Below are 26,614 nucleotides of genomic sequence, written 5' to 3'. Positions count from 1 at the left end.
CCACAAATCTGGCGCACACGCTGTAAACCCATGCACCAGTTCCGAGCATGAGACTGCGGTTGCCTTGCTGTGAGATGATTTGGAAATGTGAATTTGTGTTTCCGTTTGATGGATTCCGGTGGCTTCTGAGCGTTTTGCCATGCCATTTCACAAGAACAAGAGACATCCCAAAGGAGTGGTACCCATGCGCGTGAATTTGCCCGTCAGCCAGCTCAACTACGACTTTCCGGGCGATGAGCTGCTGGTATCCGTCACCAACACCAAGGGCGAGATCACCCATTGCAACCCGGCCTTCGTGCGGGTCAGCGGCTATTCCTACGAGGAACTGATCGAGCAGCCGCACAACCTGATCCGCCACCCGGACATGCCGGCCGCCGCCTTCAAGGACATGTGGCGCACCATCGCCCACGGCTACCCGTGGACTGCCCTGGTCAAGAACCGGCGCAAGAACGGCGACCACTACTGGGTGCGCGCCAACGTCACGCCCATCATGGAAGGCGGCAGACCGCGCGGCTACCTGTCGGTGCGCACCAAGCCCCGGCCGGACGAGATCGAAGCCGCCGAAGCCCTCTATGCCCGCATGCGCGCCGAAGCCGATGCCGGCCAGGAAACCCTGCGACTGCGCGGCGGTGAACTGCGCCGCCTGGGCCTGGCCGGGCTGTGGGACCGCCGCAGCGACCTGGGCCTGACAGCCCGCATGGCGCTGATGCTGGGCGGCGTGGGCCTGGCCGCCATGCTGCCCGACCTGCTGGGCTGGCAGGGCGCCGCAGCCTGGGGCACGCGCCTGGCCGCCTTGCTGGCGGGGGGCAGCTTTGTGCTGTGGCGCTTCCAGCAGCGCTGCGTGGCGGGCCTGGAGCAGGCCAGCGGCTTTGCCGCCGACATTGCCAGCTGCCAGCTGGGCACCAACATGCAGCACGACTACAGCGGCCCCATGGGCGCCCTGATGCAGCGGCTGCAGCAGATCCAGATCAACCTGCGCGCCGTGGTCGGCGACGTGCGCACCGAAATGCGCGGCTTTGCCACCACCGCCCACGAGATCGCCCAGGGCAGCTTCGACCTCGCGCAGCGCACAGAATCCCAGGCCACCAGCCTGCAGCAGACGGCGGCCTCGATGGAAGAGATATCGGGCACCGTCGCACAGACCGCCGACACGGCCCAGCTCATGGCCCATGAAAGCGACCAGAGCCGCCAGGTCGCCGGCAAGAGCGGCGCCGCCATCCAGGAAGTGGGCTCTGCCATGGAGCACATCCGCGGCTCCTCGCGCCGCATGGGCGAGATCATCGGCGTGATCGAAAGCATTGCCTTCCAGACCAACCTGCTGGCCTTGAATGCCGCCGTCGAAGCAGCACGCGCAGGCGAGCAGGGCCGCGGCTTTGCCGTCGTGGCCGGCGAAGTGCGCGCCCTGGCCCAGCGCAGCGCCTCCGCCGCCAAGGAAATCAGCGGCCTCATCAACCGCACCGTGGACGGCATCAACGATGGCAACGCCCGCATGGACGCCGCAGGCCGCACCATCGACGGCATGGTCGACGCCGTGGGCCGCGTCAGCGACCTGGTCCACCAGATCAGCATCGCCACGCGCGAACAATCCGTAGGCATCGCCCAGGTCAACGACGCCGTGGCCCAGCTCGACTCCGTCACCCAGCAAAACGCCGCCCTGGTCGAGCAATCGGCCGGCGCGGCGGGCTCGCTGCGCGCCAGCGCCCAGTCGCTGGAGCGGTCGCTGGAGGTGTTTACGTTGCGGTGAGGGGAAGGGGCCGGCCGCCTTTTTTACTGCCGCGCCGAGCGCACGTTGGCCGGCAAGGCGCCAGGATGGCTGGTGCGGAACGGGTTGATGTCCAGGCCGCCACGGCGCGTGTAGCGTGCGTACACCGAGAGCTTGAGGGGGCGGCAGCGGGTCCAGATGTCCATGAAGATGCGTTCCACGCATTGCTCATGGAATTCGTTGTGGTTGCGGAAGCTCACCAGGTATTGCAGCAGGCCTTCCTGGTCGATCTGCGCGCCGCTGTAGCGGATCTGCACGCTGCCCCAGTCGGGCTGGCCTGTGACCAGGCAGTTGCTCTTGAGCAGGTGGCTGACCAGGGTTTCGGTGACGGGGCCTTCTTCATGGTTGGCGTGCAGCAGCTCTGGGGCGGGCTGGTACTGCGTGCATTCCACGTCCAGGCGGTCCAGCAGCAGGCCATCCAGTTCCTGCACCATTTCCTGGTCGAATCGGTCCAGGCCGATGATCTTCACGCCGATGCTGCCCTTTTGCTCGCTGCCTCGCCACAGTGCTTCGGCCAGGTCGGTGCGCAGGCGTGCCTGGACTTCGGCCGCGTCGGCCAGGCGGGTGTTGTTGAAGCTGTTGAGGTAGAGCTTGAAGGACTTGCTTTCGATGAGATTGGGGGTCTCGCAGGGAATCGTGAAATGCACGAGCGCCACCTGCGGCTTGCCGCGCAGGTTGAGCCAGGACAGCTCGAAGGCCGTCCACAGGTCGGCGCCGAAGAAGGGCATCTGGCTGCCCTGAATGCCGATTTCTTCGCGCTTGGGCGCGCGGGGCAGGGGGAACAGCAGCGAGGGGGCGTACTGGTCGATGTAGGCGGAGCTTTTGCCCAGCTGGGATTGTTCGGGAGTGTTCATGGAAAAAGGGCCGGCCGTGCCGGCGCTGGTCAGGCATGGACGGTCCGCGCGGAGCGCGTGGACCCAGGCTTTGAAGCTAACTGAATTTCCATGCCCGCAGGCATGGGCGGCCATATAAGGTCAATAAGGGTCGGTGCGCCCGGGTTCGCTGGCTCTTCAGTGGAATTCGCGCTCGCGCAGCCATTTGGTGGCGATCCATTTCTCGCCGGCCAGCACGGGCGCGCCGCCGTGCAGGGTACGCGTGGAGGGATCGGGGCGCTCGTAGCTGAAGAAGACGGCGTTGCCCCGGCGCGGAACCACTTGCAGTGGCACTTCGGGAAAGATGGTGGCGCCGCCGCGCTCGGGCTCGTTCAGGTAGATGACCAGGGTGCCCACGCGCTGGCCGCCGCGCTTGAGGATGGTGGGCGTGCCGGGTTCGCCGGGCGCGAAGTAGTCGTGGTGGGGCTTGTATTCGGCGCCCGGGCCGTAGTGCAGCACCTGCAGGCCCTCGCCATGGTCCAGCGGCCAGCGCAACAGGCGGGCGATGCGTTCTTCCAGCTGGCTGACGATGCCGGTTTCCCCGCGCTGGAAGAACATGCCGTTGCTGGTTCGGTCGTCATTGATCTCTTCGCCGCCGCTTTGCGTGGCCACGGTGAGCGAGCGCGCCATGCGCGGACGTGCGGCAGCGATGATGGCGTCGCACTCCTCATGCGAGAGCAGGTTGCCGAAGACCACGATGCGCGGGTTGCGCATGCTGACCAGTACCTGGACCTGGCGGTCGCCGACATCGATGCTGCTGGGGTCCTGGGCAAGGTCCGGTTCGGGCAGGCTCGAGGCCGAGACGACGACGGCCGGTGGCGACACCTCGCCCTGTTCGGGCAGGTCCAGCGCCCGCCTTGCCAGTTCTTCGCTCCAGCCCACGTCGCGCATGGAGCGCAGCAGGGCCGCAGGCCCTATGCCGGATGCGCGCTGGTCGCGCACCCATTGCATGAGTTCAGGCGTGAGACCCACGGGCAGGTCCCGCGCGGCGGTCTGGGAATCTGGTGAGGATTTGAGGCTCATGGCGTGCAGTGCGGCCCTTGCCGCGGTGAATGGACTCCAAAGGCATCGAGGCCGGGGCCGGCCGGTGGGGCCGGCGAAGCTCAGTCAGCGGTCTTGCGACGGAACACCAGGCGCGCAGGCGTCGAGGAAGCTGGCGCCAGCGCGTAGCCCTCCAGATCGAAGGCTTCGAGTTCAGCCGCGCTGCGAGCGCGTCGTTGTATGGCAAATCGTGCCATCAGCCCGCGCGCACGTTTGGCATGGAAGCTGATGATCTTGTAGGCGCCGTTCTTGTAATCCTCGAATGCGCATTCCACCACCGGGGGCTTGAGGTGCTTCAAGTCTACCGATTTGAAGTATTCCTGCGAAGCCAGGTTGACGATGACGCGCTCGCCCGCCGGCTGCTTGGCCGCGCGCTGGTTCAGGTGCTCGGCAATGCGGCTGCCCCAGAACTGGTAGAGGTTGCTGCCATGCGCGGTTTCCAGCCGGGTGCCCATTTCCAGGCGGTAGGGCTGCATGCGGTCCAGCGGGCGCAGCACGCCATACAGGCCGCTGAGGATGGCCAGGTGCTGCTGTGCCCAGTCCAGGTCCTCGGCATCCAGGCTGCGTGCCTGCAGGCCCTCGTAGACATCGCCGTTGAAGGCGAGCAGCGCCTGCCGGGCGTTGGTGGCCGTGAAGCGCGGGCTGAAGGCCTCGTAGCGCGCCACGTTGAGCGCGGCCAGCTTGTCGCTGATACCCATCAGTTCCGACAGTTGCTGGGGCGACTGGCGGCGCAGCACTTCGATCAGCTCCAGCGGCTGTTCGGAGAAGACGGGCAGCGTGTGCGGCAGTTTCAGGGGCAGTGGCGTGTCGTAGTCCAGCGATTTGGCGGGGGAGAGCAGCAACAGCATGGCGGGACGGAAGCTCCTGGAAAGAGGTGGACGGAAGGCGTGGGGAGACAGATGAGGTGAGGGCGGAGGCGGAAACAAACAGGGGCCGCGAGGGCCCCTGTGTTGTCACTGTCTGTGGTCAGACCTGGGCCGCGCCCTGTGGCTGCGGCTGCTGCTCGAACGGCAGCTGCAGTTCGCTGAGGTCCTTGCGTGTTTCCACGAGGATCAGCGGGCCGTCATCCAGAGCGACCACGGGCGGGCGCTCGCGCACGACGCGCTCGGGCTGCGGTTCGGCGGCGATGGCTGCCTGGGCTGCCGCCACCTTGTCGGCATCGGAGCCCACCCATTGCAGGCCCGAAGCGGCGGCCAGCGCCTGCAGCTCGGACATGGGCAACTGGTAGGCCTGGACCTTGGGCAGGCCGCGTTCGGCGGTTGCTTCAACGGCCTTGGCTGCTGCGGGCGCGACTGCCACTGCGGCAGGAGCGGCCACGGGTGCAGGTGCTGCCACGGGTGCCACCACGGGGGCGGGTGCGACCGGCGCGGGGGTCACCGCAGCCACAGGCGCGGGAGCGGCAACCTGCTGCTCGGGCACGGGGGCCGCGACGGGTTGCTGCACCGCTTGGGCTGCTGCAGCTGCTGCGGGCTGCGCAGGCACTTGCGCTTCGGCCATGGCTTCAGAAGCCTGGGCTTCGGCGGCAGGGCTGGCTGCGTTGAAGTAGCTGCGGCGGGCAGGCTGGTCCTGCTCGGGAGCGGCGGCTTCGAAGGATTGGACGGCTTCGCCCTCCGCTTCGCGCGGTGCGCGCTCTGCACGGTCACCGCGATCGCCACGCTCGCGGCGGTCACGGCCATAGCGGTCGCGCGAACGGCGCTGGCGCGGCTGCTCTTCGCCGGAGGCGGGGGCAGCGTTGTCCAGGGACGGGTCCTGTTGCTGGGCCTGGTTGTCCAGGTTCTCTTCGGTCTCGGGAGCGACTTCGAACTGGCGGGGCTGGCGCTCGCTGCGTTCGGCGCGTTCACCACGTTCACCGCGCTCGCCACGTTCGCGGCGGCCTTCGCCGCGCTCCTGGCGCTCGCCACGCGGGGCGCGCTCGGGACGCTGCTCGATGGTGCTGCCATCTGCAGCGACAGCGGCCACGCCGTTCACGGCTTCCAGCGGCTGGCGGCTTTCACCGTCACGGCTGCGTTCACCACGGCCACGGCGTTCGCCGCGGTCGGCGCGCTCACCGCGCTCGCCACGATCCGGGCGCTCTCCACGCTCCGGGCGTTCACCGCGTTCAGTGCGCTCACCACGCTCGGCATTGCGGCGGTTGCGGTCACCGTTGCCGGCCTGGCGTTCGGCATTGGGGGCGCCAGCGCGCTCTCCATTGCGCTCCGAGCGCTCGCCACGCTCACCATTGCGTTCGTTGCGGCGGCCACGGTTGTCGTTGCGGCCGTCACGGCGTGCTTCGCGAGCGGGGGCTTCGGCGGCCGGAGCGGGCGCTGCGACTGGCGCAGGTGCCGCGCTAAAGCCGAACAGGCTCTTGAGCCAGGCAAAGAAGCCTTGCTCGCGGACCACGACGGGGGCGACGGCCGGTGCGGGCGCTGCAGCGGTTGCCGCAGGCTTGGCATCGCGCTGCTGGCCGTTGGCCGGGCGGTTGCGGCTGCCTTCGGGACGGGGCTCGGCGATGGGGGCCGGCATGTCGGGCAGCACGCCCTTGATCATGGGCGTCTGCTTGTTGGTGGGCTCCTGCGAGCGGCGCGTCACCGTGGTTTCCGCGTCCAGCTCCTCGGCCAGCTTGTAGCTGGCTTCCATGCTTTCCAGGCGCACGTCGTCGTGCTTGAGGCGCTCGAGCTTGTAGTGCGGCGTGTCCATGGACTTGTTGGGAACCATGATCACGTTGACGCGCTGCTTGAGTTCGATCTTGGTGATCTCGCCGCGCTTTTCGTTGAGCAGGAAGCTGGCCACTTCCACGGGCACCTGGCAGTGCACGGCGGCCGTGTTGTCCTTCATGGACTCTTCCTGGATGATGCGCAGGATCTGCAGCGCCGAGCTTTCCGTGTCACGCACGTGGCCGGAGCCACCGCAGCGCGGGCAGTTGATGTGCGCGCCTTCGGACAGGGCCGGCTTGAGGCGCTGGCGGCTCATCTCCATGAGGCCGAACTTGCTGATGGTGCCGAACTGCACGCGGGCACGGTCCTGGCGCAGCGCGTCGCGCAGGCGGTTCTCGACCTCGCGGCGGTTCTTGCTCTCCTCCATGTCGATGAAGTCGATGACGATCAGGCCGCCCAGGTCACGCAGGCGCATCTGGCGCGCGACTTCGTCGGCGGCTTCCAGGTTGGTGCGTGTGGCGGTTTCCTCGATGTCGCCGCCCTTGATGGCGCGGGCCGAGTTCACGTCGATGGAGACCAGCGCTTCGGTGTGGTCGATGACGATGGCGCCGCCTGAGGGCAGGGTCACGGTGCGCGCGTAGGCCGATTCGATCTGGTGCTCGATCTGGAAGCGGCTGAACAGCGGGGCGTCGTCACGGTAGCGCTTGACGCGGGCGGCATGCTCGGGCATGACGTGCTGCATGAACTGCTGCGCCTGCTCGTAGATGTCGTCGGTGTCGATGAGGATGTCGCCGATGTCGCCATTGAAGTAGTCGCGGATGGCGCGGATCACCAGGCTCGATTCCTGGTAGATCAGGAAGGCGCCCTTGGCCGACTTGGCGGCGCCGTCGATGGCGTTCCACAGCTTGAGCAGGTAGTTCAGGTCCCACTGCAGCTCGGGCGCGGTGCGGCCGATGCCGGCGGTGCGCGCAATGATGGACATGCCCTTGGGGTACTCAAGCTGGTCCATCGCCTCCTTGAGTTCGGCACGGTCCTCGCCCTCGATGCGGCGCGAGACGCCACCGCCGCGCGGGTTGTTGGGCATCAGCACCACGTAGCGGCCGGCCAGCGAGATGAAGGTGGTCAGGGCCGCGCCCTTGTTGCCGCGCTCTTCCTTCTCGACCTGGACGATCAGTTCCTGGCCTTCGCGGATGACTTCGTTGATGCGGGCCTGGCTGGGGGAGACGCCTTCGGCGAAATACTGCTTGGAGATTTCCTTGAAGGGCAGGAAGCCGTGGCGGTCCTCGCCGTAATCGACGAAGCAGGCCTCGAGGCTGGGCTCCACGCGCGTGACCACGGCCTTGTAGATGTTGCCCTTGCGCTGCTCGCGCCCTTCGATTTCGATTTCGTAGTCGAGCAGCTTCTGGCCATCGACGATGGCAAGGCGACGTTCTTCCGACTGCGTGGCGTTGATGAGCATCCGTTTCATGATGCGTTTCCTTTATTCGTTTTCTCTGGGGCGCGCCGGAGTGCAGCCTCTGCTGCCAGACCGTCACGCCTTTGACTTGTAATCAAAGACAGGCTCGCGAGGGAGCCGAGATGCCGGACTGACGCGTCGAAACGAAAGGAATCGCCGGATGCCTTGATGCTTGAGACCTGGCTCAAGTCAGCAATGGGGGCAAGGGCAGGGGGACGAGAGCGATGAGAGAGGCACGCCGTCCAGCTTCAAGCGAAGCTGCTGCACGTGCGGGGCAGGCGGGAGGCTTGGGGGCGGCAATGATCCTGGGCGCAGGCGTTTTCCTGCTCCACAGCGTGACCATCCATGCCCAAAAGATCCACATGCTCGCTTTTGATCCGCTGGCAGCGGTGGACGCCGGGTCCGACCCCTTCTGCCAGCTTGAGATTCCGTATCAGTGTTTCAATTCGTCAGCCACAACCGATGCAACGACGAACTTCGCAGGCCATCTTTTCCTGCTGTTTCGCGTGCATGACACCGGATGGCATCGACCTGCCTGTGCGGGGAAATGGTTGTTTGGACTAAACTCCATGAGAATCAACCACTTATAAATAGTTCGGCACAGGTGAAACACATTATAGAGGGCAAACCGGCAGACGACCGTTCCCTGAACGCAGCCACTGCCGCAGTGCGGCTGATCGAAGTCGATGACGATTCGGCCGGACAGCGGTTGGACAACTTTCTCATACGCCATCTCAAGGGCGTTCCCAAGACCCATGTCTATCGCATCATCCGCAGTGGAGAAGTGCGCATCAACAAAGGGCGCGTCAGTGCGGAAACCCGCGTTTCTACCGGCGATATCGTCCGCATACCGCCCGTGCGCATTTCCGAAAAAGTCGCCGAAAAGGCCGAGCGGCCAGCGCCAGCCAGGGATTTCCCCAGTCTGCTGGAAGACGAGCACCTGATCGCCATCGACAAGCCCGCCGGTGTGGCCGTGCATGGCGGCTCGGGTGTGAGTTTTGGTGTCATCGAGCAACTGCGCCAGGCGCGGCCGCAAAGCCGTTTTCTGGAGCTGGTGCATCGGCTCGACCGCGAGACATCCGGCATCTTGCTGGTGGCCAAGAAGCGCTCGGCGCTGACCCATCTGCAGGACCAGTTCCGCGAGCGCGAGACCGGCAAGACCTACCTGGCCCTGGTCCAGGGCACCTGGCCGGCCAACCACAAGGTGATTGATCTGCCGCTGCACAAATACCTGCAGGCCGACGGCGAACGCCGCGTGCGGGTGACCACGGTCGATGATCCTGACGGCATGCGCTCCGTCACGCTGGTGCGCGTTCGCAGCACGCTGGCGCCCCAGCCCCTGCTGGGACTGCCGGCCATGAGCCTGCTGGAGGTGACCATCAAGACCGGGCGCACGCACCAGATCCGCGTGCACCTGTCCAGCCAGGGGCACCCGATTGCGGGCGATGACAAATATGGCGACTTCGACCTGAACCGACGCCTGCAGAAACAGGGTCTCAAACGCATGTTCCTGCACGCATGGCGGCTACAGTTCACCCACCCGGCCAGTGGCGAGCGGGTGGAGCTGCGCGCCGAGCTTCCCGAAGAACTGGCCCGTTTCGCCGGCTGACGCTGGCTCCGACTCCTTGTAGATATGACAAATCCTGGTTCTTCCGAGATGCACCGTGCGCGCCGCTTCGATCTCATTGCCTTCGACTGGGATGGGACGCTGTCGGATTCCACCGCGGTGATCGTCAAGTGCATTCAGGCGGCCGTGGCCGATGTGGGGGGCACGCCTCCCAGCGATGAGGCGGCGTCCTATGTGATCGGCATGGCGCTGATGCCCGCATTGGCGCGTGCAGCGCCCGATGTGCCTCCCGAAAAATACCCCGAGCTGGGCAACCGCTATCGCCACCATTTCATCAAGCACCAGGACGACATCAGCCTGTTCGCCGGCGTGCTGCCCATGCTGGCGGCGCTGCGCGAGCGAGGGCACCTGCTGGCCGTGGCCACGGGCAAGAGCCGCCGTGGTCTGAACGATGCGCTGCAGGACCCGCAGCTGCGCGGCATGTTCGACAGCTCGCGCACGGCGGACGAGACCGCCGGCAAGCCGAATCCGCTGATGCTGCAGGAGCTGATGGCCGAATTTGGTGCGGACCCTTCGCGGGTGCTGATGATCGGCGACACCACGCACGACCTGGAACTGGCCCGCAATGCAGGCTGTGCCAGCGTAGGCGTGGGCTATGGCGCGCATCCCACCGACGGCTTTGGCGTGCTGAAGCCGTTGCATGTGGCGCAGAGTGTTGCGGATTTGCATCAGTGGCTGTTGGCCCATGGCTGAGTCGTCATGCCCGCGTCAGCGCGTTGATTCATGCTCGTGAGGTGTGCCGTTGACCGTTGAACGCATCGTTCTGTGCGCCAGCGATGCCCTGCAGGAAGGGGCGAATGCCGTGCCTTTCGACGTGGTCTACGCGGGTCATGCCTGCCGCGCATTCGCCATCCGCTTCGAGGGACAGGTGCATGCCTATCTGAATCGCTGCACCCATGTGGCCATGGAGATGGACTACCAGCCGGACCGCTTTTTCGATGACACCGGACGCTGGCTGCTGTGCGCAACCCATGGAGCGGCCTACGCGCCCGACAGCGGCGCCTGCGCTGGCGGGCCCTGCCGTGGCAGCCTTGTGAAAATCTCCCTGAGCGAAAGCGCGGGGGTGGTGCACTGGCATACTGCCGATAACCTGAAACCCGTCGAGTTCTGACATGACTTCCCCCATACCTCCGGAAAATCCTGGCTCCGCATCGCACCCATCCCCGGGGGCGGACCTGTGGGCCCGGGCCACGCCCGCCACGGCGGCTGCCGATGCGCGCACGGCGGCATCGAGTGGCTGGGAGCGGGAGGTGCTGGAAAAGCTGGTCTTCGCCACCATCAACGAGCAGCGTGCCTCGCGCCGCTGGCGCCTGTTTGGCCGCCTGCTGTGGACGGCGCTCATCCTCGTGGTGCTGTGGGTGCTGTTTGCCAAGGACACGGCGACCACGACCAGTTCCTCCCCGCACACGGCCGTGGTCGAGGTCAAGGGCGAGATCGCCGCAGGTGCCGACGCCAGCGCGGAATTCGTGGTGGCCGCCATGCGCAGTGCCTTCGAGGATTCGGGCTCGCGCGCCGTGGTGCTGCTGATCAACTCGCCGGGCGGCAGCCCTGTGCAGGCCGGCATCATCAATGACGAAATCGTGCGGCTCAAGGGCAAGTACGACAAGCCCCTGTATGCCGTGGTGGAAGAGACCTGCGCTTCGGCCGCCTACTACATTGCCGCCGCCGCCGATGAGATCTTTGTGGACAAGGCCAGCATCGTGGGCAGCATCGGCGTGCTCATGGATGGCTTTGGCTTCACCGGCGCCATGGAAAAGCTCGGCGTGGAACGCCGCCTGCTGACGGCTGGCGAGAACAAGGGTTTCCTGGACCCGTTCAGCCCCATGTCCGAAGGGCAGCGCGAACATGCCCACAAGATGCTGGGCCAGATCCACTCGCAGTTCATCAACGTGGTCAAGGCTGGCCGTGGTGACCGCCTGCATGAGACGCCCGAGACTTTCAGCGGCCTGTTCTGGACCGGCCAGCAGGCGGTGGAGATGGGCCTGGCCGACAAGCTGGGCAGTCTTGACTATGTGGCCCGTGAAGTGGTCAAGGCGGAAGAGGTGGTGGATTACACGCGCCGCGACAACGTGGCCGAGCGCCTGGCCAAGCGTTTCGGCGCGGCTTTTGGCGGCGGTGCGGTGCAGGCACTGCGTTCCAGCCTCCCGGCTCTGCGCTGATTCTTGCGGGGTTTCCCGCTCGGGTCTGCCAAGACGAAAAAGCCCGCCTTCTTGTCGAAGGCGGGCTTTTTCGCTGGTGGGCGGCTTCAGCGGCCGATGGAGAACACTACCGGCGTGCGGTTGTCCGGCGCTTCCTTGTGCTGGCGCCATTCGCGCACCAGTCGGCTTTCGATGCGGGCGCTCTCGAGCGTCAGGCCGCAGGCCAACGCCAAACGGGTATGGGGTTGCAGCGTCTGCAGCAGGGCTTGCCAAAGCGCGGCGTTGCGGTAGGGCGTCTCGATGAACTGCTGGGTCTGGCCTTGGCGCAATGCCAGGGCTTCAAGCTCCTTGATGCGCTGCACCCGTCCGCCGGCATCCTGGGGCAGGTAGCCCACAAAGGCATAGTTCTGTCCGTTGAGCCCGCTGGCGGCCAGTGCCAGCAGCAGCGATACGGGTCCGATCAGCGGCACGACGCGTATGCCCAAATCGTGCGCGGCGCGCACGATGGAGCTGCCGGGGTCGGCCACGGCGGGCATTCCGGCCTCGCTGACCAGTCCCATGTCGTGTCCGGCCAGCAAGGGGGCGAGCAGTGGCTTGGCGTCAAAGACGGCGGCACCCTTGTCGCCATGGTCCCCCTTCTTGTGTGCCTCGCGCGGCAGCTCGGTGATCTGCTGGGTCTGCAAGGGCTGGGCCAGTGCATGCAGCGCGTCGATGCGCTTGAGATAGGCGCGTGTGCTCTTGGCGTTTTCGCAGATCCAGTGGGTCAGCCGCGCAGCGGTGCGCAGTGTCCCGTCGGGCAGGACCTGCGTCAGCGGCGTTTGCTCATCGCAGCCGAAGTCCAGCGGCGCGGGCACCAGGTAGAGCGTTCCTGTCAGGGGCTTGGTGATGGCATCGCTCATGGCAGCACGGCTCCTGCGGCGCGCAGCAACTGGCATGTGCGGATCAGCGGAAGGCCGATCAGTGCCGTGGGGTCGTCGCTGACGATGGCGTCGAGCAGGGCAATGCCCAGGCCCTCGCTCTTGGCGCTGCCTGCGCAGTCATAAGGCTGCTCGGCGCGCAGGTAGCGCTCGATTTCCGCATCGTTGAGATCGCGAAAGCGCACCTGAACCGTCACCACGTCGGTCTCGGAAAAGCCGGTTTCCTGGCAGACCACGCTCACGGCAGTGTGGAAATTCATCTGGCGCCCGCTCATCTGGCGCAACTGTTCGGTGGCGCGTTCATGGTTGCCGGGCTTGGACAGCGGCAGGCCATCGAGCTCGGGCACCTGGTCGGAGCCGATGACAACGGCGCCGGGGTGCAGCGCAGCCACGGCCTGGGCCTTGGCCAGGGCCAGGCGCAGGGAAAGGGCGTGCGGTGTCTCTCCGGCCAGAGGTGTTTCATCGACTTCCGGGGAGACGGTCTGGAATGGCAGCCGCAGCCGCTCCAGGAGTTCGCGGCGGTAGCGTGAGGTGGAGCCAAGGATCAGGGGACGCGCCAGGCCGGGAGCCTGGGCTAAGGCGGGGTGGGGAGCTTGCATGCCCGGATTCTCTTACACTGCCCGCATGAGCAAGGAATTTTCTGCGGCCCGCCTCGATGTTCGCGCTTTCGCGCAATCGCAGGGCCATCTTCAGGACCAGACAACACTGTCAGTCTTCCCGCGTCTGGCCCAGGATGCGCAGCCGGATGCCGGTGACACGCACGGCCAGGTGCACTGGCAGGCGGACGGCGAGCTGGTCGAGCAGACCGGCGGCCCCGGTCAGGTGTGGCTGCATCTGCAGGCCGATGCCGTCGTGCCCATGGTGTGCCAGCGCTGCCTGGCCCTGGCGCCCATCACCCTGCAGGTTGATCGGTCTTTTCGCTTTGTTGCGGATGAAGCCACGGCCGAGTCCGAGGACGACGAAAGCGATGAGGACCTGCTGGTGCTCAGCCGCGAGTTCAATCTGCTCGAGCTCATAGAGGACGAGTTGCTCATGGAACTGCCCGTGGTGCCGCGTCACGATGTCTGCCCCGAGTCTGTGAGCTTGCAGTCCAGCGACGCGGACTTCGAGCAGGCCATCGAGGACAAGCCCAACCCGTTCGCCGTCCTTCGCGGCCTGGATGTGGGCAAATCCGCAGACTGATCGAGATGCCCGGAAAAAAGGTCGAGGCCGGGAAAAGCGATTGCGCTATAATCAAGGGCTTCGCGCGAAACCCCCTCGTGTCTTTAATGGGCTGATCGCGTTTTTTACCAACCCTTTTCAGATACACAGGAGCCATCATGGCTGTTCAGCAGAACAAGAAGTCCCCCTCCAAGCGCGGTATGCACCGTTCGCACAATGCACTGAATGTGCCTGGCATCGCCGTGGAACCCACCACGGGTGAAACCCACCTGCGTCACCACATCAGCCCCAACGGCGTGTACCGCGGCCGTCAAGTGCTGAAGAACAAGTCCGAAGCCTGACCTTCGACCGTTCCCGCAGAGCCCGCGGCTACAGTTTTCGTAGCGCGGGCTTTTGTTTTTTCTGATGGCCGTTCCTATCTTTCCAGGCCTCGCAACAGGCTTGCCAGTCGCTCATGATCACTTTGGCCGTTGACTGCATGGGGGGTGATCACGGCCCCCGCGTCACGCTCGCGGCGTGCCGCCAGTTCCTCGATTCCCATTCCGACGCCCGGCTGCTGCTGGTCGGCCAGCCCGATGCGCTGGCTGGCTTTGCGCATGAGCGCGCCAGCGTGGTGCCGGCCTCGGAAGTCGTCGGCATGGATGACCCGATCGAGGTGGCGCTGCGCAGGAAGAAGGATTCCTCGATGCGCGTCGCCATCCAGCAGGTCAAGGATGGCCAGGCTGCTGCTGCCGTGTCGGCTGGGAATACGGGTGCGCTGATGGCCATCTCGCGCTACCTGCTCAAGACGCTGGATGGCATCGATCGTCCCGCCATCGCTCCCCAGTTGCCCAATGCCAAGGGTGGTGCCACCACGGTGCTGGACCTGGGTGCCAACGTGGATTGCTCGGCTGAGCATCTGCTGCAGTTCGCCGTCATGGGCTCGGCTCTGGTGTCTGCGCTGAACAACGAAGAGGCGCCTTCGGTGGGCCTGCTCAATATCGGCGAAGAGCAGATCAAGGGCAGTGAAGTCATCAAGCGTGCGGGCGAACTGTTGCGCGCGGCAGGCAAGGCCGGTCACCTGAACTTCTACGGAAACGTCGAAGGCAACGATATCTTCAAGGGCACGACCCAGGTCGTGGTCTGCGACGGCTTTGTGGGCAACGTGGCCCTCAAGTCTTCCGAGGGGGTGGCGTCCATGATCTCCAATGCCCTCAAGCAGGAGTTCAAGCGCAACATCTTCACCAAAATGGCTGCAATCGTTGCCTATCCGGTGCTAACTGCGCTGATGAATCGTGTGGACCATCGGCGTCACAACGGTGCGGCGCTGCTGGGCCTTCGTGGGCTGGTGTTCAAAAGCCATGGGTCAGCCGATGCCTTGGCTTTCGAGCACGCGCTGAACCGCGCGTATGATGCGGCCCGCAACAACCTGCTCGACCGTGTCCGTACCCGCATCTCCGCAGCCCTGCCTCTTTTGCTGGCTGCGCAGTCGGAATCGGGACCGTCGGCGCCCTAATACAGATGAGACGCTACGCACGCATCACCGGCACGGGCAGCTACCTGCCACCCCGCCGACTCACCAATCACGATCTGGCAGCCGAGCTGGCTCAGCGTGGCATCGAGACCTCGAACGAGTGGATCGTCGAGCGCACCGGCATCCATGCCCGTCACTTTGCCGCGCCCGACGTGGCCAGCAGCGATCTGGCCCTGGAGGCGTCGAAGAAAGCGCTGGAGGCCGCTGGCTGCCAGCCACAGGACATCGACCTGATCATCGTCGCCACCTCGACGCCAGACATGGTCTTCCCGTCCACGGCCTGCATCCTGCAGAACAAGCTTGGCGCCAATGGCTGCGCGGCCTTTGACGTGCAGGCTGTGTGCAGCGGCTTTGTCTACGCTCTCACGGTGGCCGATGCCATGATCCAGTCCGGCGCCGCAAGCCGCGCGCTGGTGGTGGGTTCCGAAGTCTTCAGCCGCATCCTTGATTTCAACGATCGCACGACCTGCGTGCTGTTCGGCGACGGCGCCGGCGCGGTGGTGCTGGAGGCGTCCGAGCAGCCTGGGATCCTGGCGTCCGACCTGCATGCCGATGGCAAGCATGTCGGCATCCTCTGCGTGCCGGGCAATGTGTCCGGCGGACAGGTGCTTGGCGATCCGCTGCTGAAGATGGATGGACAGGCCGTGTTCAAGCTGGCGGTCGGCGTGCTGGAAAAGGCCGCCCGCGCGACGCTGGACAAGGCCGGGCTCACCGATGCCGATATCGACTGGCTGATCCCTCACCAGGCCAACATCCGCATCATGCAAAGCACGGCGCGCAAGCTCAAGCTGTCCATGGACAAGGTGGTGGTGACCGTGGACCAGCATGGCAATACCTCGGCCGCCTCGATCCCGCTGGCGCTGGACCACGGCGTGCGCAATGGCCAGGTCAAGCCCGGGCAGACCGTGCTGCTGGAAGGCGTGGGCGGTGGCTTCACCTGGGGTGCGGTGCTTCTCAAGATGTGATGCGGGATGCCTGCCTGACGGCAGGCTCCCATGGCGCGGCTTTTATTTTTGAAAATATGAAGAAGTTTGCATTCGTCTTTCCCGGCCAGGGTTCGCAATCGGTGGGCATGCTCGACGGATGGGGTGACCATCCTGTCGTGGCGCAGACGCTGGCCGAAGCCTCCGAGGCGCTGGGTGAAAACATCGGCCAACTGATCCAGCAAGGACCGAAGGAAGCCCTGGCGCTCACCACCAACACCCAGCCCGTGATGCTGGTGGCCGGTGTGGCCGCCTGGCGCGTGTGGCAGGCCGAAGGCGGCGCGCTGCCCGATGCCGTGGCAGGCCATTCGCTGGGCGAGTATTCCGCCCTGGTCGCCTCGGGCGTGCTGACGCTGGCCCAGGCTGCCCCGCTGGTGCGCCTGCGTGCTGCAGCCATGCAGGAGGCCGTGCCCGTGGGCACGGGCGCCATGGCGGCCATCCTGGGCCTGGACGCCGACAAGGTGCGCGCAGGCTGCGCCGAGGTCACGGCTGCCCTGGGTGGCGCTGAAGTCGTCGAAGCCGTCAATTTCAACGATCCTTCGCAGACCGTGATCGCCGGCAGCAAGGCTGCTGTCGAAAAGGCCTGCGAAGCCCTCAAGGCCGCAGGCGCCAAGCGTGCCCTGCCGTTGCCCGTGTCGGCGCCGTTCCATTCCAGCCTGATGAAGCCTGCGGCCGAAAAGCTCAAGGCGGCGCTGGCTGCCACGGCGCTGGCTGCGCCGCAGATTCCCGTGCTCAACAACATCGACGTGGCGGTCGAGCAAGACGCCGACGCCATCCGCGATGCGCTGTATCGCCAGGCCTTTGGCCCGGTGCGCTGGGTTGAATGCGTTCAGGCCATGAAGGCGCGCGGCATCGTGCATCTCGTCGAGTGCGGTCCCGGCAAGGTGCTCATGGGCCTGACCAAGCGGATTGACGCGGACCTGACGGCCGCTGCCCTCTATGATCCGGCCACGCTGGCCGACGTGAAAGAATCCCTCGCATGACTGACAACCAGAACAAGCCCCAGGTTGCCCTGGTGACGGGTGCCTCGCGTGGCATTGGTGCTGCCATTGCCCAGGAGCTGGCAGCGCGCGGCTACCGCGTGATCGGCACGGCCACCACCGACGGTGGCGCGGAAAAGATCGGCCAGGCTCTGTCGGCCCATGAGGGCTGCCGCGGCGTGAACCTCAATGTCACGGATGGGGCGGCCGTCGATGCCTTGATCGACAGCATCGTCAAGAATGACGGCGGCCTGCATGTGCTGGTCAACAACGCCGGCATCACACGCGACACCCTGGCCATGCGCATGAAGGACGACGACTGGGATGCGGTGATCGACACCAATCTCAAGGCGGTTTTCCGAGTCAGCCGTACGGCCATTCGGCCCATGATGAAGCAGCGTTTTGGCCGCATCATCAACATCACCAGCGTCGTTGGCGCCTCCGGCAACCCCGGTCAGGCCAACTATGCAGCCGCCAAGGCCGGCGTTGCCGGCATGACGCGTGCGCTGGCCCGTGAACTGGGCAGCCGCGGCATCACGGTCAACTGCGTGGCGCCTGGCTTCATTGCCACCGACATGACGGCGGAGCTGCCCGAAGAGCAGAAGAACGCCCTCAAATCGCAGATCGCCATGGGCGATTTGGGCCAGCCCAGCGACATCGCCCATGCCGTGGCCTACCTCGCATCTGCGGGTGCGGGATACGTCACCGGCCAGGAATTGCACGTCAACGGCGGCATGTACATGTAAGTGCTGCGGCGGCTGCGGGCAGACCCCTGCCAGAAGCCGGCGTTGCTTGCAACAGAAGAGGCCGTTTCCTCGCGACGGCCGGCTGAAGAGGGCCTGAGGCCCGAAGCAGCTAGAATCGCGGGTTCATTCACAACCCCCAGAGGGAAACCATGAGCGATATCGAAGCACGTGTCAAAAAAATCATTGCCGAACAACTCGGCGTTGAAGAGTCTCAAGTCACCAACGAAAAGGCCTTCGTGGCTGATCTGGGTGCTGACTCCCTGGACACGGTGGAGCTGGTGATGGCCCTGGAAGATGAATTCGGCATCGAGATCCCCGACGAAGACGCGGAAAAGATCACGACGGTGCAAAACGCCATCGACTACGCCAACACCCACCAGAAGGCCTGATAGGGCCCTGACCCGAGCGATCAGCAGAAGGTTTTACGCATGAGCCGTCGTCGCGTTGTCGTGACCGGCCTGGGTTGCATCTCCCCCGTGGGTAACACGGTGGGCGACGCCTGGGCCAATCTTTTGGCCGGCCAGTCCGGCATTGACCTCATCACCAAGTTCGATGCCTCGAACTTTGCCTGCAGGATTGCGGGTGAGGTCAAGGGATTCGATGTGGAGTCGTACATGAGCGCCAAGGATGCGCGCTCCATGGACACCTTCATCCATTACGGCATCGCTGCTGCGGCGCAAGCCGTGCAGGACTCAGGTCTGCCCACGGGCGAGGCCTTGTCGGATGATCTGGCCACGCGCATCGGCTGTGTGATCGGTTCGGGCATCGGCGGCTTGCCGCTGATCGAGAACACCCACGCGGAACTGGCTGCGCGCGGACCGCGCCGCATCACGCCGTTCTTCGTGCCTGCCTCCATCATCAACATGGTGGCTGGCCATGTGTCCATGCGCTTCGGCTTCAAGGGGCCGAATCTTGCTGTGGTGACTGCCTGCACGACCGGGCTGCACTGCATAGGCGAGGCGGGACGCATGATCGAATACGGCGATGCCGATGTGGTGGTGGCTGGTGGCACGGAAGCCACGGTCTCCCCCCTGGGCGTCGGCGGCTTTGCCGCCATGCGCGCCCTGTCCACGCGCAATGATGATCCCAAGGCCGCTTCGCGCCCCTGGGACAAGGACCGCGACGGCTTCGTGCTGGGCGAAGGCGCGGGCGTGCTGGTGCTGGAAGAGTACGAGCATGCCAAGGCCCGCGGTGCCAAGATCTACGCCGAACTGTGCGGCTACGGCATGAGTGCCGACGCAGGCCACATGACGGCACCCAACATGGACGGCCCGCGCCGCGCCATGCTGGCAGCTTTGCGAAATGCCGGCATCAATGCCGACCAGATCGACTATCTGAACGCGCACGGCACTTCCACGCCGCTGGGCGACCTCAACGAGACCAACGCCATCAAGGCGGCTCTGGGCGATCACGCCAAGAAAATCGTTGTCAGTTCGACCAAGTCCATGACAGGTCACCTGCTGGGCGGTGCTGGTGGCATCGAGAGCGTCTTCACCGTGCTGGCACTGCACGAGCAAAAGATTCCTCCGACCATCAACCTGGACAACCAGGACCCGGAGTGCGATCTCGACTACTGCGCCAATACGGCGCGGGACGCGACGATCGAGGTGGCGGTGAAGAACAACTTCGGCTTCGGAGGCACCAACGGAACGCTGGTGTTCAAGCGGATCTGAGGCCTGCGCAACGCACATGAAAAGCCCGCCCCGCAAGGGAGCGGGCTTTTTTATTTCGTGCATGTGCCAGGTGAAAGCAGGGTAAATGTCGGTCATGCTGCGGTTTTGCGACACTGCAGGCATGCCGTCTCGCCATGCGCCGCCCGCAGTTCGCCATCCGCTGAAGCCCTCGCGCACCGTGGCAGCATGCCTTTGTGCGCTTTGGCTGCTGGCCGCCATGCTTTTGCTGGCATGGGCCTTGAATCTCCAGTCAGGGTGGTGGCCTGCAGCCGTGGCCGTTGCGGTTTGCCTGGTTGCTGCTGCAGGCATGTGGCATGGATGGCACAGCCTGGGTAAAGGTTTCATCGCCTGGGATGGCGTGCAGTGGTCGATCGGCGAGGCGGATCCAGGCCAGGCTGCGCAGCCGGTGCTGCTGCAGGTACGAGCCGATGGTGGATCGTGGTTGTGGGTGCAGGTCCTTCCCCTGGTTTCCATGGTGCCGGCGGGGCCCTTGCGTTGGCGCAGCTCCCGCTGGCTTCTCCTGTTGTGCAGGCAGAGTCCGGAAACCTGGGGTGATTTGCGGCGTGCTGTATATTCCCCGGCCAGACCTACAGAACGGGCGCAATGACTGCGCCAGGGCCGCCGCGGCCCGTCTTCACCGATTTCATGACGCCTCCCGAATTCCCGCCTTCTTCTGCCGATAGCGACCTGGCTCTGGTCGAGCGCACCAACGCAGGAGACATGCGGGCCTTCGAGCTACTGGTCATCAAGTACCAGCGCCGCATCGAGCGCCTCATCGGCCGCATGGTGCGCGACGTGGACCTGGTGCCGGACATTGCGCAGGAAACCTTCATCCGCGCCTATCGTGCCCTGCACCAGTTTAGGGGTGATGCCCAGTTCTATACCTGGCTGTACCGCATTGCCGTGAATACTGCCAAGAAGGCGCTGCTGGACATGAAGCGCTCGCCGCTGATCACCGAAAGCGCGTTACACAACGGGGATGACGATGATGAAACTTCCCGGGTCAGCCAGGAACTAACCACCGAAGAAACGCCCGAAACGATCCTGGCAGCCCAGGAAATTGCCCAGGCAGTCAACGCCGCCATGGAGGCTTTGCCCGAGGATCTCCGACAGGCTGTCACGTTGCGGGAAATTGAAGGCCTGAGCTACGAGGAAATCTCGAACGCCATGGGTTGCCCCATCGGCACCGTGCGCTCACGGATTTTTCGCGCACGGGAAGCGATTTCAGCCAGGGTCAAGCCTTTGCTGGAGCGCCAGTCGGGCAAGCGTTGGTAGGCGTGACGGGGTTGTGGCCGCCGGGTGGTGCATTTTTTGGGTACAGGGTCTCAAAGCAGACAAGCAGGTGATTGATCATGAATGACGATCTGACGAAGCGCGAACAATTGTCGGCATTGGCTGATGGTGAACTCTCTGCCGCAGAGTTGCAGGCCGTGCTGGCCTATGCGGAAAGCGATGCAGGCCAGCAGGAGTGGCGCATGTACCACCTCGTGGGCGATGTGCTGCGGTCCCCGGAATTGGCGCATCACAGCCGGCACGATGTGCTCTCCGGAATCCGCGCCCAACTGGCCAACGAGCCTCGTCGTCCGCTGGTTTCCGTGGCCACTGAAGAGCTGGCGCAAATTGCGCATCCGGCGCAGGACCGGGCTGTGATCAATGGCGCGCCGCTGCGCGATGCGGCCAATGCCTCGGTATTCCGCTGGAAGATGGCGGCGGGCTTTGCCTCCGTGGCGGCCGTGGCTGCCATTGGTTGGAGCGTGATGCTGGGCGCGCCTGCCGGTCCCGGCGCAGCGCCGGGCCGGGCCCTGGCGGCCCTTGAGACGGGTGCTCCGTCGGCGCCGGTTGCGGTGGCTGGCAATGCCCAGGACTTCCCGCTTGGCGATACGGCCCAGTCTTCCTCGGTCGTGGCGGTGGCCGGACCCTACGGGCAGAGCGTGATGCTGCGTGATCCGCGCCTGGATGCGCTGCTGGCATCCCATCCGCAATACAGTGGGCCGGCCACGTTGCAGATGCCTGCCAGCTTCTTGCGCAACGCCAACTTCGCCTCGGCACCGCGCGCCAACCAGCGCTGAATCTCACAGGAGAGCATTGCTCTCCTGCCTTCTTTTGCACCCGCGTCCAGCCTTTCGGCATTGAAATGGACGCGGGTGCAGTCATTTGTGCTCCATGCACGGCGGCTTGTGCCCCATGCATGCTGCCGATTCGGGAACTAACCGCGTCTTTCAGGCTTCTGAGCCATCGTCTGGCCGATGCTCGCCAGGACTGCGCCAGAATGTGACGTTCGTCCGAAAGCAAGTCGGCTGCCATGTGTCCGAACAAACCGCCTGGGCGCGATGGCGTCGGGGCAACGTAATGATTGAGATGGAAAGGATGACCATGACCACTGTTCGATGGAAGACGCTGCAGTCCTGCACACTGGCCGGCGTTCTGGCGCTGGCTGCAGGCAGCGCAGGAATGCTGGTGCCGGTGAGTGCCGCCCATGCGCAAAGTGGCGCCGTGGTGCGGGGGCTGCCGGACTTCACCGATCTGGTCGAGCAGGTCGGCCCTTCCGTGGTCAACATCCGCACGCTGGAGAAGGTGTCGGCCAACTCTGCCGAGGCGCTGGGCATGGACGAGGACATGCTCGAATTCTTCCGCCGCTTCGGCCTGCCCGTGCCCAATGTGCCGCGCCAACGTCCCCAACCGCGTTCACAGCCTGACGAGGAGCAGCCGCGCGGCGTGGGCTCCGGCTTCATCCTGACGGCCGATGGCTTTGTGATGACCAATGCCCACGTGGTCGAAGGCGCTGACGAAGTCATCGTCACGCTGACCGACAAGCGCGAGTTCAAGGCCAAGATCGTGGGCAGCGACAAGCGCACCGACGTGGCCGTGGTCAAGATCGACGCCACAGGGCTGCCGGCCGTGAAGATCGGCGATGTGAACCGCCTCAAGGTCGGCGAGTGGGTGATGGCCATCGGCTCGCCCTTCGGCCTCGACAACTCCGTCACGGCGGGCATTGTCAGTGCCAAGCAGCGCGACACGGGCGACTATCTGCCCTTCATCCAGACCGATGTGGCCATCAACCCCGGCAACTCGGGCGGCCCGTTGCTGAACATGCGCGGCGAGGTCGTGGGCATCAACAGCCAGATCTATTCGCGCTCCGGCGGCTTCATGGGTATCAGCTTCGCGATTCCGATCGATGAGGCCGTGCGTGTCAGCGACCAGTTGCGCGCCACCGGCAAGGTCACGCGAGGCCGCATTGGCGTGCAGATCGGTCCGGTCACCAAGGACATTGCCGAATCCATTGGCCTGGGCAAGGCGCAGGGCGCACTGGTTTCGGCCGTCGAGCCGGATTCGCCCGCTGCCAAGGCGGGCGTCGAGGCCGGTGACGTGATCATCAAGTTCGACGGCAAGGCCATCGACAAGGTGGCCGACCTGCCGCGCCTGGTGGGCAATACCAAGCCCGGCACACGCAGCACCATCACCGTCTTCCGTCGCGGCGCAGCCAAGGATCTGACCATGGTGATCGCCGAGGTTGAGCCGGACGGCGCGGCTCCGCAGGCCAAGGCCACCGGCAAGGGCAGCACCCTGGTTTCCCAGCCGCTGGGCCTGACGCTGGCCGAGCTCACGGATGCCCAGAAGAAGGAGCTGGGCATCAAGGGCGGCGTGCGCGTGACGGCGGCCGTCGAGGCTGCGGCACGTGCGGGCCTGCGCGAAGGCGACGTGATCCTGCAGCTGGCCAATGTCGAGATCACGGGGCTCAAGAGCTTCGAGGCCACGCTGGCCAAGGTGGACAAGAGCAAGCCGGTGAACCTGCTGGTGCGCCGTGGGGAATGGGCACAGTATGTGCTGATCCGTCCGACGCGCTGAGGCCGCAGGGGAGGGCGGTTTTCCGGATCCTGGGGAATACCCTCGGAATCCTGACCCGGAGCCGCCCATGCCCCTTGGGGCATTGGGTAAAATGACCCACCAAAGCGTGACGGCTCAAGGCGTCAGAAACCTGTTTTCAAAGGGGATTGTTGCGGTGCAAAAGCACCGCACTATCCGGTGATCGACGGGCGAGAAATGGCTCGGCGGTTCTGTTGATAAACTGTTGATAAATAATTGTGACAGATCAAGCCCGGACCTTTGCAGGCCTTGTCAGGGCTTGGTTTTCAGCCCGTTTTGCCTACAATAAAGTCCCAACTATCGCAGTTGCCAGAGATTGTTGGTTCGGGGCGCGTCGTTCATGGACGCGCCCTTTTTTCTTGCGCGCCGGCCCTGTCGTTTTCCACTTTCACTAGCAGTCCTTCCCGTTGATGAACCACATCAGAAATTTTTCCATCATTGCGCACATCGACCATGGCAAGTCGACGCTGGCTGACCGCCTCATCCAGCGTTGCGGAGGCTTGGCTGACCGTGACATGGAAGCCCAGGTGCTGGACTCGATGGATATCGAGAAAGAGCGCGGCATCACCATCAAGGCGCAGACCGCAGCCCTGCAGTACAAGGCCAAGGATGGCCAGGTCTACAACCTCAACCTCATCGACACGCCCGGCCACGTTGACTTCTCTTATGAAGTCTCGCGTTCGCTGTCGGCCTGCGAGGGAGCGCTGCTGGTGGTGGACGCCTCGCAGGGCGTCGAGGCGCAGACCGTGGCCAACTGCTACACCGCGCTGGAACTCGGCGTGGAAGTGACGGCTGTTCTCAACAAGATGGATCTGCCCCAGGCCGATCCCGAAAATGCCAGGGCCGAGATCGAGGATGTCATCGGCATCGATGCCAGCGACGCCATTCCCTGCTCGGCCAAGACCGGCATGGGCATCGAGGAGATCCTGGAAGCGGTTGTCGCCAAGGTGCCGCCGCCAAAGGGCGATCCCAATGGCCAACTGCGCGCCATGATCATCGACAGCTGGTTCGACACCTATGTCGGCGTCGTGATGCTGGTGCGCGTGGTCGATGGTGAACTCAAGCGTGGCGAGCGCTTCAAGATGATGGCCTCGGGCGCTGCCTATGAAGCCAACAACCTGGGCGTGTTCACCCCGGCCGACGTGCCGCGCGACGTGCTGCGCGCTGGCGAGGTGGGCTACATCATTGCCGGTATCAAGGAGCTCAAGGCAGCCAAGGTGGGCGACACCATCACGCTGGAAAAGAAGCTTCCCAACAATCTGGGTCCTGCCACCGAGGCCCTGCCTGGCTTCAAGGAAATCAAGCCCCAGGTGTTCGCGGGTCTGTACCCCACCGAAGCCAGCGAGTACGACCAGTTGCGCGATGCGCTGGAGAAGCTGCAGCTCAACGATTCGTCCCTGCAGTTCGAGCCTGAAGTCTCGCAGGCGCTGGGCTTCGGCTTTCGCTGCGGCTTCCTGGGCCTGCTGCACATGGAAATCGTGCAGGAGCGCCTGGAGCGCGAATTCGACCAGGACCTGATCACCACCGCGCCGAGCGTGGTCTACGAAGTGGTCAAGGGCGATGGCGAGGTCATCCAGGTCGAGAACCCGTCCAAGATGCCCGATGCCGGCCGTATCGAGGAGGTGCGCGAGCCCATCGTCACCGTCCACCTGTACATGCCCCAGGACTATGTGGGCCCGGTGATGACGCTGGCCAACCAGAAGCGCGGCGTGCAGATCAACATGCAGTACCACGGCCGCCAGGTGATGCTCACCTATGAGATGCCGCTGGGCGAAATCGTGCTGGACTTCTTCGACAAGCTCAAGTCGGTCTCGCGCGGCTACGCCTCCATGGACTATGAGTTCAAGGAATACCGCGCCTCCGACGTGGTGAAGGTGGACATCCTGCTCAACGGCGAGAAGGTCGATGCGCTGTCCATCATCGTGCACCGCTCCCAGGCCACGTACCGCGGCCGGGCCGTGGTGGCCAAGATGCGCGAGATCATCAGCCGCCAGATGTTCGATGTGGCCATCCAGGCCGCCATCGGCGCCAACATCATTGCGCGGGAAACCGTCAAGGCCATGCGCAAGAACGTGCTGGCCAAGTGCTACGGCGGCGACATCACCCGCAAGCGCAAGCTGCTGGAAAAGCAAAAGGCCGGCAAGAAGCGCATGAAGCAGATCGGATCGGTGGAAGTGCCCCAGGAGGCCTTCCTGGCCATCCTGCAAGTGGAGGATTGATGCAAGCCATGCAATGGATTACGGCCGTCGTACTCGCGGCCTTCGTGGGCTATATCGGCGCCTGGTACACAGGCTTCATCGAGGGCAACTTCGCGCTGCTGCTGTTCCTGGCCACCGTGGTCACGGGCCTGTACTGGGTGGCCGAGCGGCTGTACTTCCTGCCGCGCCGCCGCCGCGCTGCCGTGGCCATCGAGGAGGCTGCCGTGGCACGCCGCGCAGAACTCGACCGCATGGGCATCGCCAAGACCGACATCGAGGTGTCGGAAGAGGCCAAGGGCCGCATCCTCATGCAGCCCTGGTGGCTGGACTGGACGGCAGGCCTGTTCCCGGTGATCGCGATCGTCTTCGTGCTGCGCTCGTTCCTGTTCGAGCCGTTCAAGATTCCGTCTGGCTCCATGATCCCCACGCTGCTCGTGGGCGACCTGATCCTGGTGAACAAGTTCACCTATGGCGTGCGCCTGCCGGTGATCAACACCAAGATCACGCAGGGAACGCCGCTGCAGCGTGGCGATGTGGTGGTGTTCCGCTACCCGCCCCAGCCCAGCCTGGACTACATCAAGCGGGTGGTGGGTCTGCCGGGCGACGAGATCGCCTACCTGAACAAGCGGCTGACGATCAATGGCAAGGAAGTCCCGGTCAATGCACTGCCCGACTTCTTCGACAAGGATGCGATGCGCTACTTCAAGCAGTACGAGGAGTCGCTGGGCGACAAGCCGCACCGCATGATCGTGAACCAGGACGTGCCCGCCTTCATCCAGGGCGCCAGCGGCTTCGAGTTCCGCGAGAACTGCCGTTACAGCGTCGAAGGCATCACCTGCAAGGTGCCGGAGGGCCAGTACTTCATGATGGGCGACAACCGCGACAACTCGCTGGATTCCCGCTACTGGGGCTTTGTGCCCGACAAGAACATCGTGGGCCGGGCTTTCTTTGTCTGGATGAACTTCGGGGATTTCAAGCGCATCGGCAGCTTCCATTGATCACATCACATGCATGCCTGAGGACCGCAGTGGCCCGGGCATGCGCGAGGGA

26 protein-coding genes are annotated in these 26,614 nt (G+C 64.7%); 20 read left to right on the top strand and 6 right to left on the bottom strand.

What is annotated here, in order from left to right; translation table 11 throughout:
* Positions 1 to 184 precede the first annotated feature (184 nt).
* Positions 185 to 1,744 (top strand): methyl-accepting chemotaxis protein, encoded by a 1,560-nt coding sequence (locus IAE24_RS01705; RefSeq protein ID WP_013800977.1) that lies wholly within the window; start codon positions 185 to 187, stop codon positions 1,742 to 1,744.
* Positions 1,745 to 1,767: 23 nt separating this feature from the next.
* Here IAE24_RS01705 and queF read toward each other — a convergent pair whose 3' ends face one another.
* The 4 genes from queF to IAE24_RS01685 form a co-directional block, all read right to left on the bottom strand.
* A complete protein-coding gene (queF, locus tag IAE24_RS01700) occupies positions 1,768 to 2,616 on the bottom strand; it encodes an NADPH-dependent 7-cyano-7-deazaguanine reductase QueF (RefSeq protein WP_199959987.1) in 849 nt (282 codons plus the stop codon).
* A 156-nt stretch (positions 2,617 to 2,772) separates the two neighbouring features.
* Entirely contained in the window at positions 2,773 to 3,657 is an 885-nt protein-coding gene (locus tag IAE24_RS01695) for a 2OG-Fe(II) oxygenase (protein ID WP_199959985.1), read from the bottom strand.
* An 80-nt stretch (positions 3,658 to 3,737) separates the two neighbouring features.
* Positions 3,738 to 4,523: a peroxide stress protein YaaA gene (gene yaaA / locus IAE24_RS01690; RefSeq protein ID WP_199959983.1), complete on the bottom strand. Its 786-nt coding sequence runs from the start codon at positions 4,521 to 4,523 to the stop codon at positions 3,738 to 3,740.
* 118 nt (positions 4,524 to 4,641) lie between these two features.
* Complete coding sequence (locus IAE24_RS01685; RefSeq protein WP_013800981.1) at positions 4,642 to 7,776, bottom strand: Rne/Rng family ribonuclease; 3,135 nt, start codon at positions 7,774 to 7,776, stop codon at positions 4,642 to 4,644.
* Positions 7,777 to 8,099: 323 nt separating this feature from the next.
* Between IAE24_RS01685 and IAE24_RS01680 the strand changes: the two genes are divergently transcribed.
* From IAE24_RS01680 to IAE24_RS01660, 5 genes are read left to right on the top strand one after another with little or no spacing between them, the layout of a single operon-like run.
* Positions 8,100 to 8,354 (top strand): hypothetical protein, encoded by a 255-nt coding sequence (locus IAE24_RS01680; protein WP_230355005.1) that lies wholly within the window; start codon positions 8,100 to 8,102, stop codon positions 8,352 to 8,354.
* The gene (locus tag IAE24_RS01675) at positions 8,312 to 9,373 is read left to right on the top strand and encodes an RluA family pseudouridine synthase (RefSeq protein ID WP_199960035.1); all 1,062 of its coding nucleotides are present in this window, start codon (positions 8,312 to 8,314) and stop codon (positions 9,371 to 9,373) included. Before IAE24_RS01680 ends, IAE24_RS01675 begins: the two co-directional genes overlap by 43 nt.
* 24 nt (positions 9,374 to 9,397) lie before the next feature.
* A complete protein-coding gene (locus IAE24_RS01670; protein ID WP_012207078.1) occupies positions 9,398 to 10,084 on the top strand; it encodes an HAD family hydrolase in 687 nt (228 codons plus the stop codon).
* 49 nt (positions 10,085 to 10,133) lie between these two features.
* On the top strand, positions 10,134 to 10,502 hold the full coding sequence (locus tag IAE24_RS01665) for a Rieske (2Fe-2S) protein (RefSeq protein WP_197944088.1): 369 nt from the start codon (positions 10,134 to 10,136) through the stop codon (positions 10,500 to 10,502).
* Between the two features lies 1 nt (position 10,503).
* Positions 10,504 to 11,550, top strand: coding sequence for a S49 family peptidase (locus IAE24_RS01660; protein WP_012207076.1), 1,047 nt, complete (start codon positions 10,504 to 10,506; stop codon positions 11,548 to 11,550).
* A gap of 86 nt (positions 11,551 to 11,636) precedes the next feature.
* On the opposite strand, the gene IAE24_RS01655 is transcribed toward IAE24_RS01660, so the two are convergent.
* Positions 11,637 to 12,428 (bottom strand): SAM-dependent methyltransferase, encoded by a 792-nt coding sequence (locus tag IAE24_RS01655; RefSeq protein WP_013800987.1) that lies wholly within the window; start codon positions 12,426 to 12,428, stop codon positions 11,637 to 11,639.
* Positions 12,425 to 13,045 carry a Maf family nucleotide pyrophosphatase gene (locus IAE24_RS01650; RefSeq protein WP_063328139.1) on the bottom strand — a complete coding sequence of 207 codons (621 nt, stop codon included), beginning with the start codon at positions 13,043 to 13,045 and terminating at the stop codon, positions 12,425 to 12,427. The genes IAE24_RS01655 and IAE24_RS01650 overlap by 4 nt, the downstream gene beginning before the upstream one ends.
* A 25-nt stretch (positions 13,046 to 13,070) precedes the next feature.
* On the opposite strand from IAE24_RS01650, the gene IAE24_RS01645 reads away from it, so the two are divergent.
* From IAE24_RS01645 to lepB, 14 genes are all read left to right on the top strand, one after another.
* Complete coding sequence (locus IAE24_RS01645) at positions 13,071 to 13,628, top strand: YceD family protein (protein WP_034396686.1); 558 nt, start codon at positions 13,071 to 13,073, stop codon at positions 13,626 to 13,628.
* A 137-nt stretch (positions 13,629 to 13,765) separates the two neighbouring features.
* Positions 13,766 to 13,948 carry a 50S ribosomal protein L32 gene (gene rpmF / locus IAE24_RS01640; protein WP_012207072.1) on the top strand — a complete coding sequence of 61 codons (183 nt, stop codon included), beginning with the start codon at positions 13,766 to 13,768 and terminating at the stop codon, positions 13,946 to 13,948.
* Positions 13,949 to 14,061: 113 nt separating this feature from the next.
* Positions 14,062 to 15,102: a phosphate acyltransferase PlsX gene (plsX, locus tag IAE24_RS01635; RefSeq protein WP_013800990.1), complete on the top strand. Its 1,041-nt coding sequence runs from the start codon at positions 14,062 to 14,064 to the stop codon at positions 15,100 to 15,102.
* A gap of 5 nt (positions 15,103 to 15,107) precedes the next feature.
* On the top strand, positions 15,108 to 16,085 hold the full coding sequence (locus tag IAE24_RS01630; protein ID WP_013800991.1) for a beta-ketoacyl-ACP synthase III: 978 nt from the start codon (positions 15,108 to 15,110) through the stop codon (positions 16,083 to 16,085).
* 56 nt (positions 16,086 to 16,141) lie between these two features.
* On the top strand, positions 16,142 to 17,086 hold the full coding sequence (gene fabD / locus IAE24_RS01625; protein WP_034398898.1) for an ACP S-malonyltransferase: 945 nt from the start codon (positions 16,142 to 16,144) through the stop codon (positions 17,084 to 17,086).
* Positions 17,083 to 17,829 carry a 3-oxoacyl-ACP reductase FabG gene (gene fabG / locus IAE24_RS01620; protein WP_013800993.1) on the top strand — a complete coding sequence of 249 codons (747 nt, stop codon included), beginning with the start codon at positions 17,083 to 17,085 and terminating at the stop codon, positions 17,827 to 17,829. The genes fabD and fabG overlap by 4 nt, the downstream gene beginning before the upstream one ends.
* A 149-nt stretch (positions 17,830 to 17,978) precedes the next feature.
* Positions 17,979 to 18,218, top strand: a complete 240-nt coding sequence (acpP, locus tag IAE24_RS01615; protein ID WP_003058049.1) for an acyl carrier protein — start codon at positions 17,979 to 17,981, stop codon at positions 18,216 to 18,218.
* Between the two features lie 39 nt (positions 18,219 to 18,257).
* Complete coding sequence (fabF, locus tag IAE24_RS01610) at positions 18,258 to 19,502, top strand: beta-ketoacyl-ACP synthase II (RefSeq protein ID WP_099751101.1); 1,245 nt, start codon at positions 18,258 to 18,260, stop codon at positions 19,500 to 19,502.
* 85 nt (positions 19,503 to 19,587) lie between these two features.
* Positions 19,588 to 20,109: a hypothetical protein gene (locus IAE24_RS01605; RefSeq protein WP_199959981.1), complete on the top strand. Its 522-nt coding sequence runs from the start codon at positions 19,588 to 19,590 to the stop codon at positions 20,107 to 20,109.
* A gap of 38 nt (positions 20,110 to 20,147) precedes the next feature.
* Positions 20,148 to 20,777 (top strand): RNA polymerase sigma factor RpoE, encoded by a 630-nt coding sequence (gene rpoE, locus IAE24_RS01600; RefSeq protein ID WP_043783676.1) that lies wholly within the window; start codon positions 20,148 to 20,150, stop codon positions 20,775 to 20,777.
* Between the two features lie 77 nt (positions 20,778 to 20,854).
* Entirely contained in the window at positions 20,855 to 21,571 is a 717-nt protein-coding gene (locus tag IAE24_RS01595) for a sigma-E factor negative regulatory protein (RefSeq protein ID WP_013800997.1), read from the top strand.
* 304 nt (positions 21,572 to 21,875) lie between these two features.
* Entirely contained in the window at positions 21,876 to 23,348 is a 1,473-nt protein-coding gene (locus tag IAE24_RS01590; RefSeq protein WP_063328587.1) for a DegQ family serine endoprotease, read from the top strand.
* Between the two features lie 428 nt (positions 23,349 to 23,776).
* Complete coding sequence (gene lepA, locus IAE24_RS01585) at positions 23,777 to 25,585, top strand: translation elongation factor 4 (protein ID WP_012207063.1); 1,809 nt, start codon at positions 23,777 to 23,779, stop codon at positions 25,583 to 25,585.
* Complete coding sequence (lepB, locus tag IAE24_RS01580; RefSeq protein WP_012207062.1) at positions 25,585 to 26,562, top strand: signal peptidase I; 978 nt, start codon at positions 25,585 to 25,587, stop codon at positions 26,560 to 26,562. Before lepA ends, lepB begins: the two co-directional genes overlap by 1 nt.
* The last annotated feature ends 52 nt before the right edge of the window (positions 26,563 to 26,614 follow it).

The sequence above is a fragment of the Delftia sp. S65 genome (assembly GCF_016516495.1).
In the GTDB taxonomy this organism is placed as follows: Bacteria; Pseudomonadota; Gammaproteobacteria; order Burkholderiales; family Burkholderiaceae_C; genus Comamonas; species Comamonas acidovorans.
The sequence above is the reverse complement of the archived record's forward strand: the minus strand, read 5'-3'. Positions and strand labels throughout refer to the sequence as shown.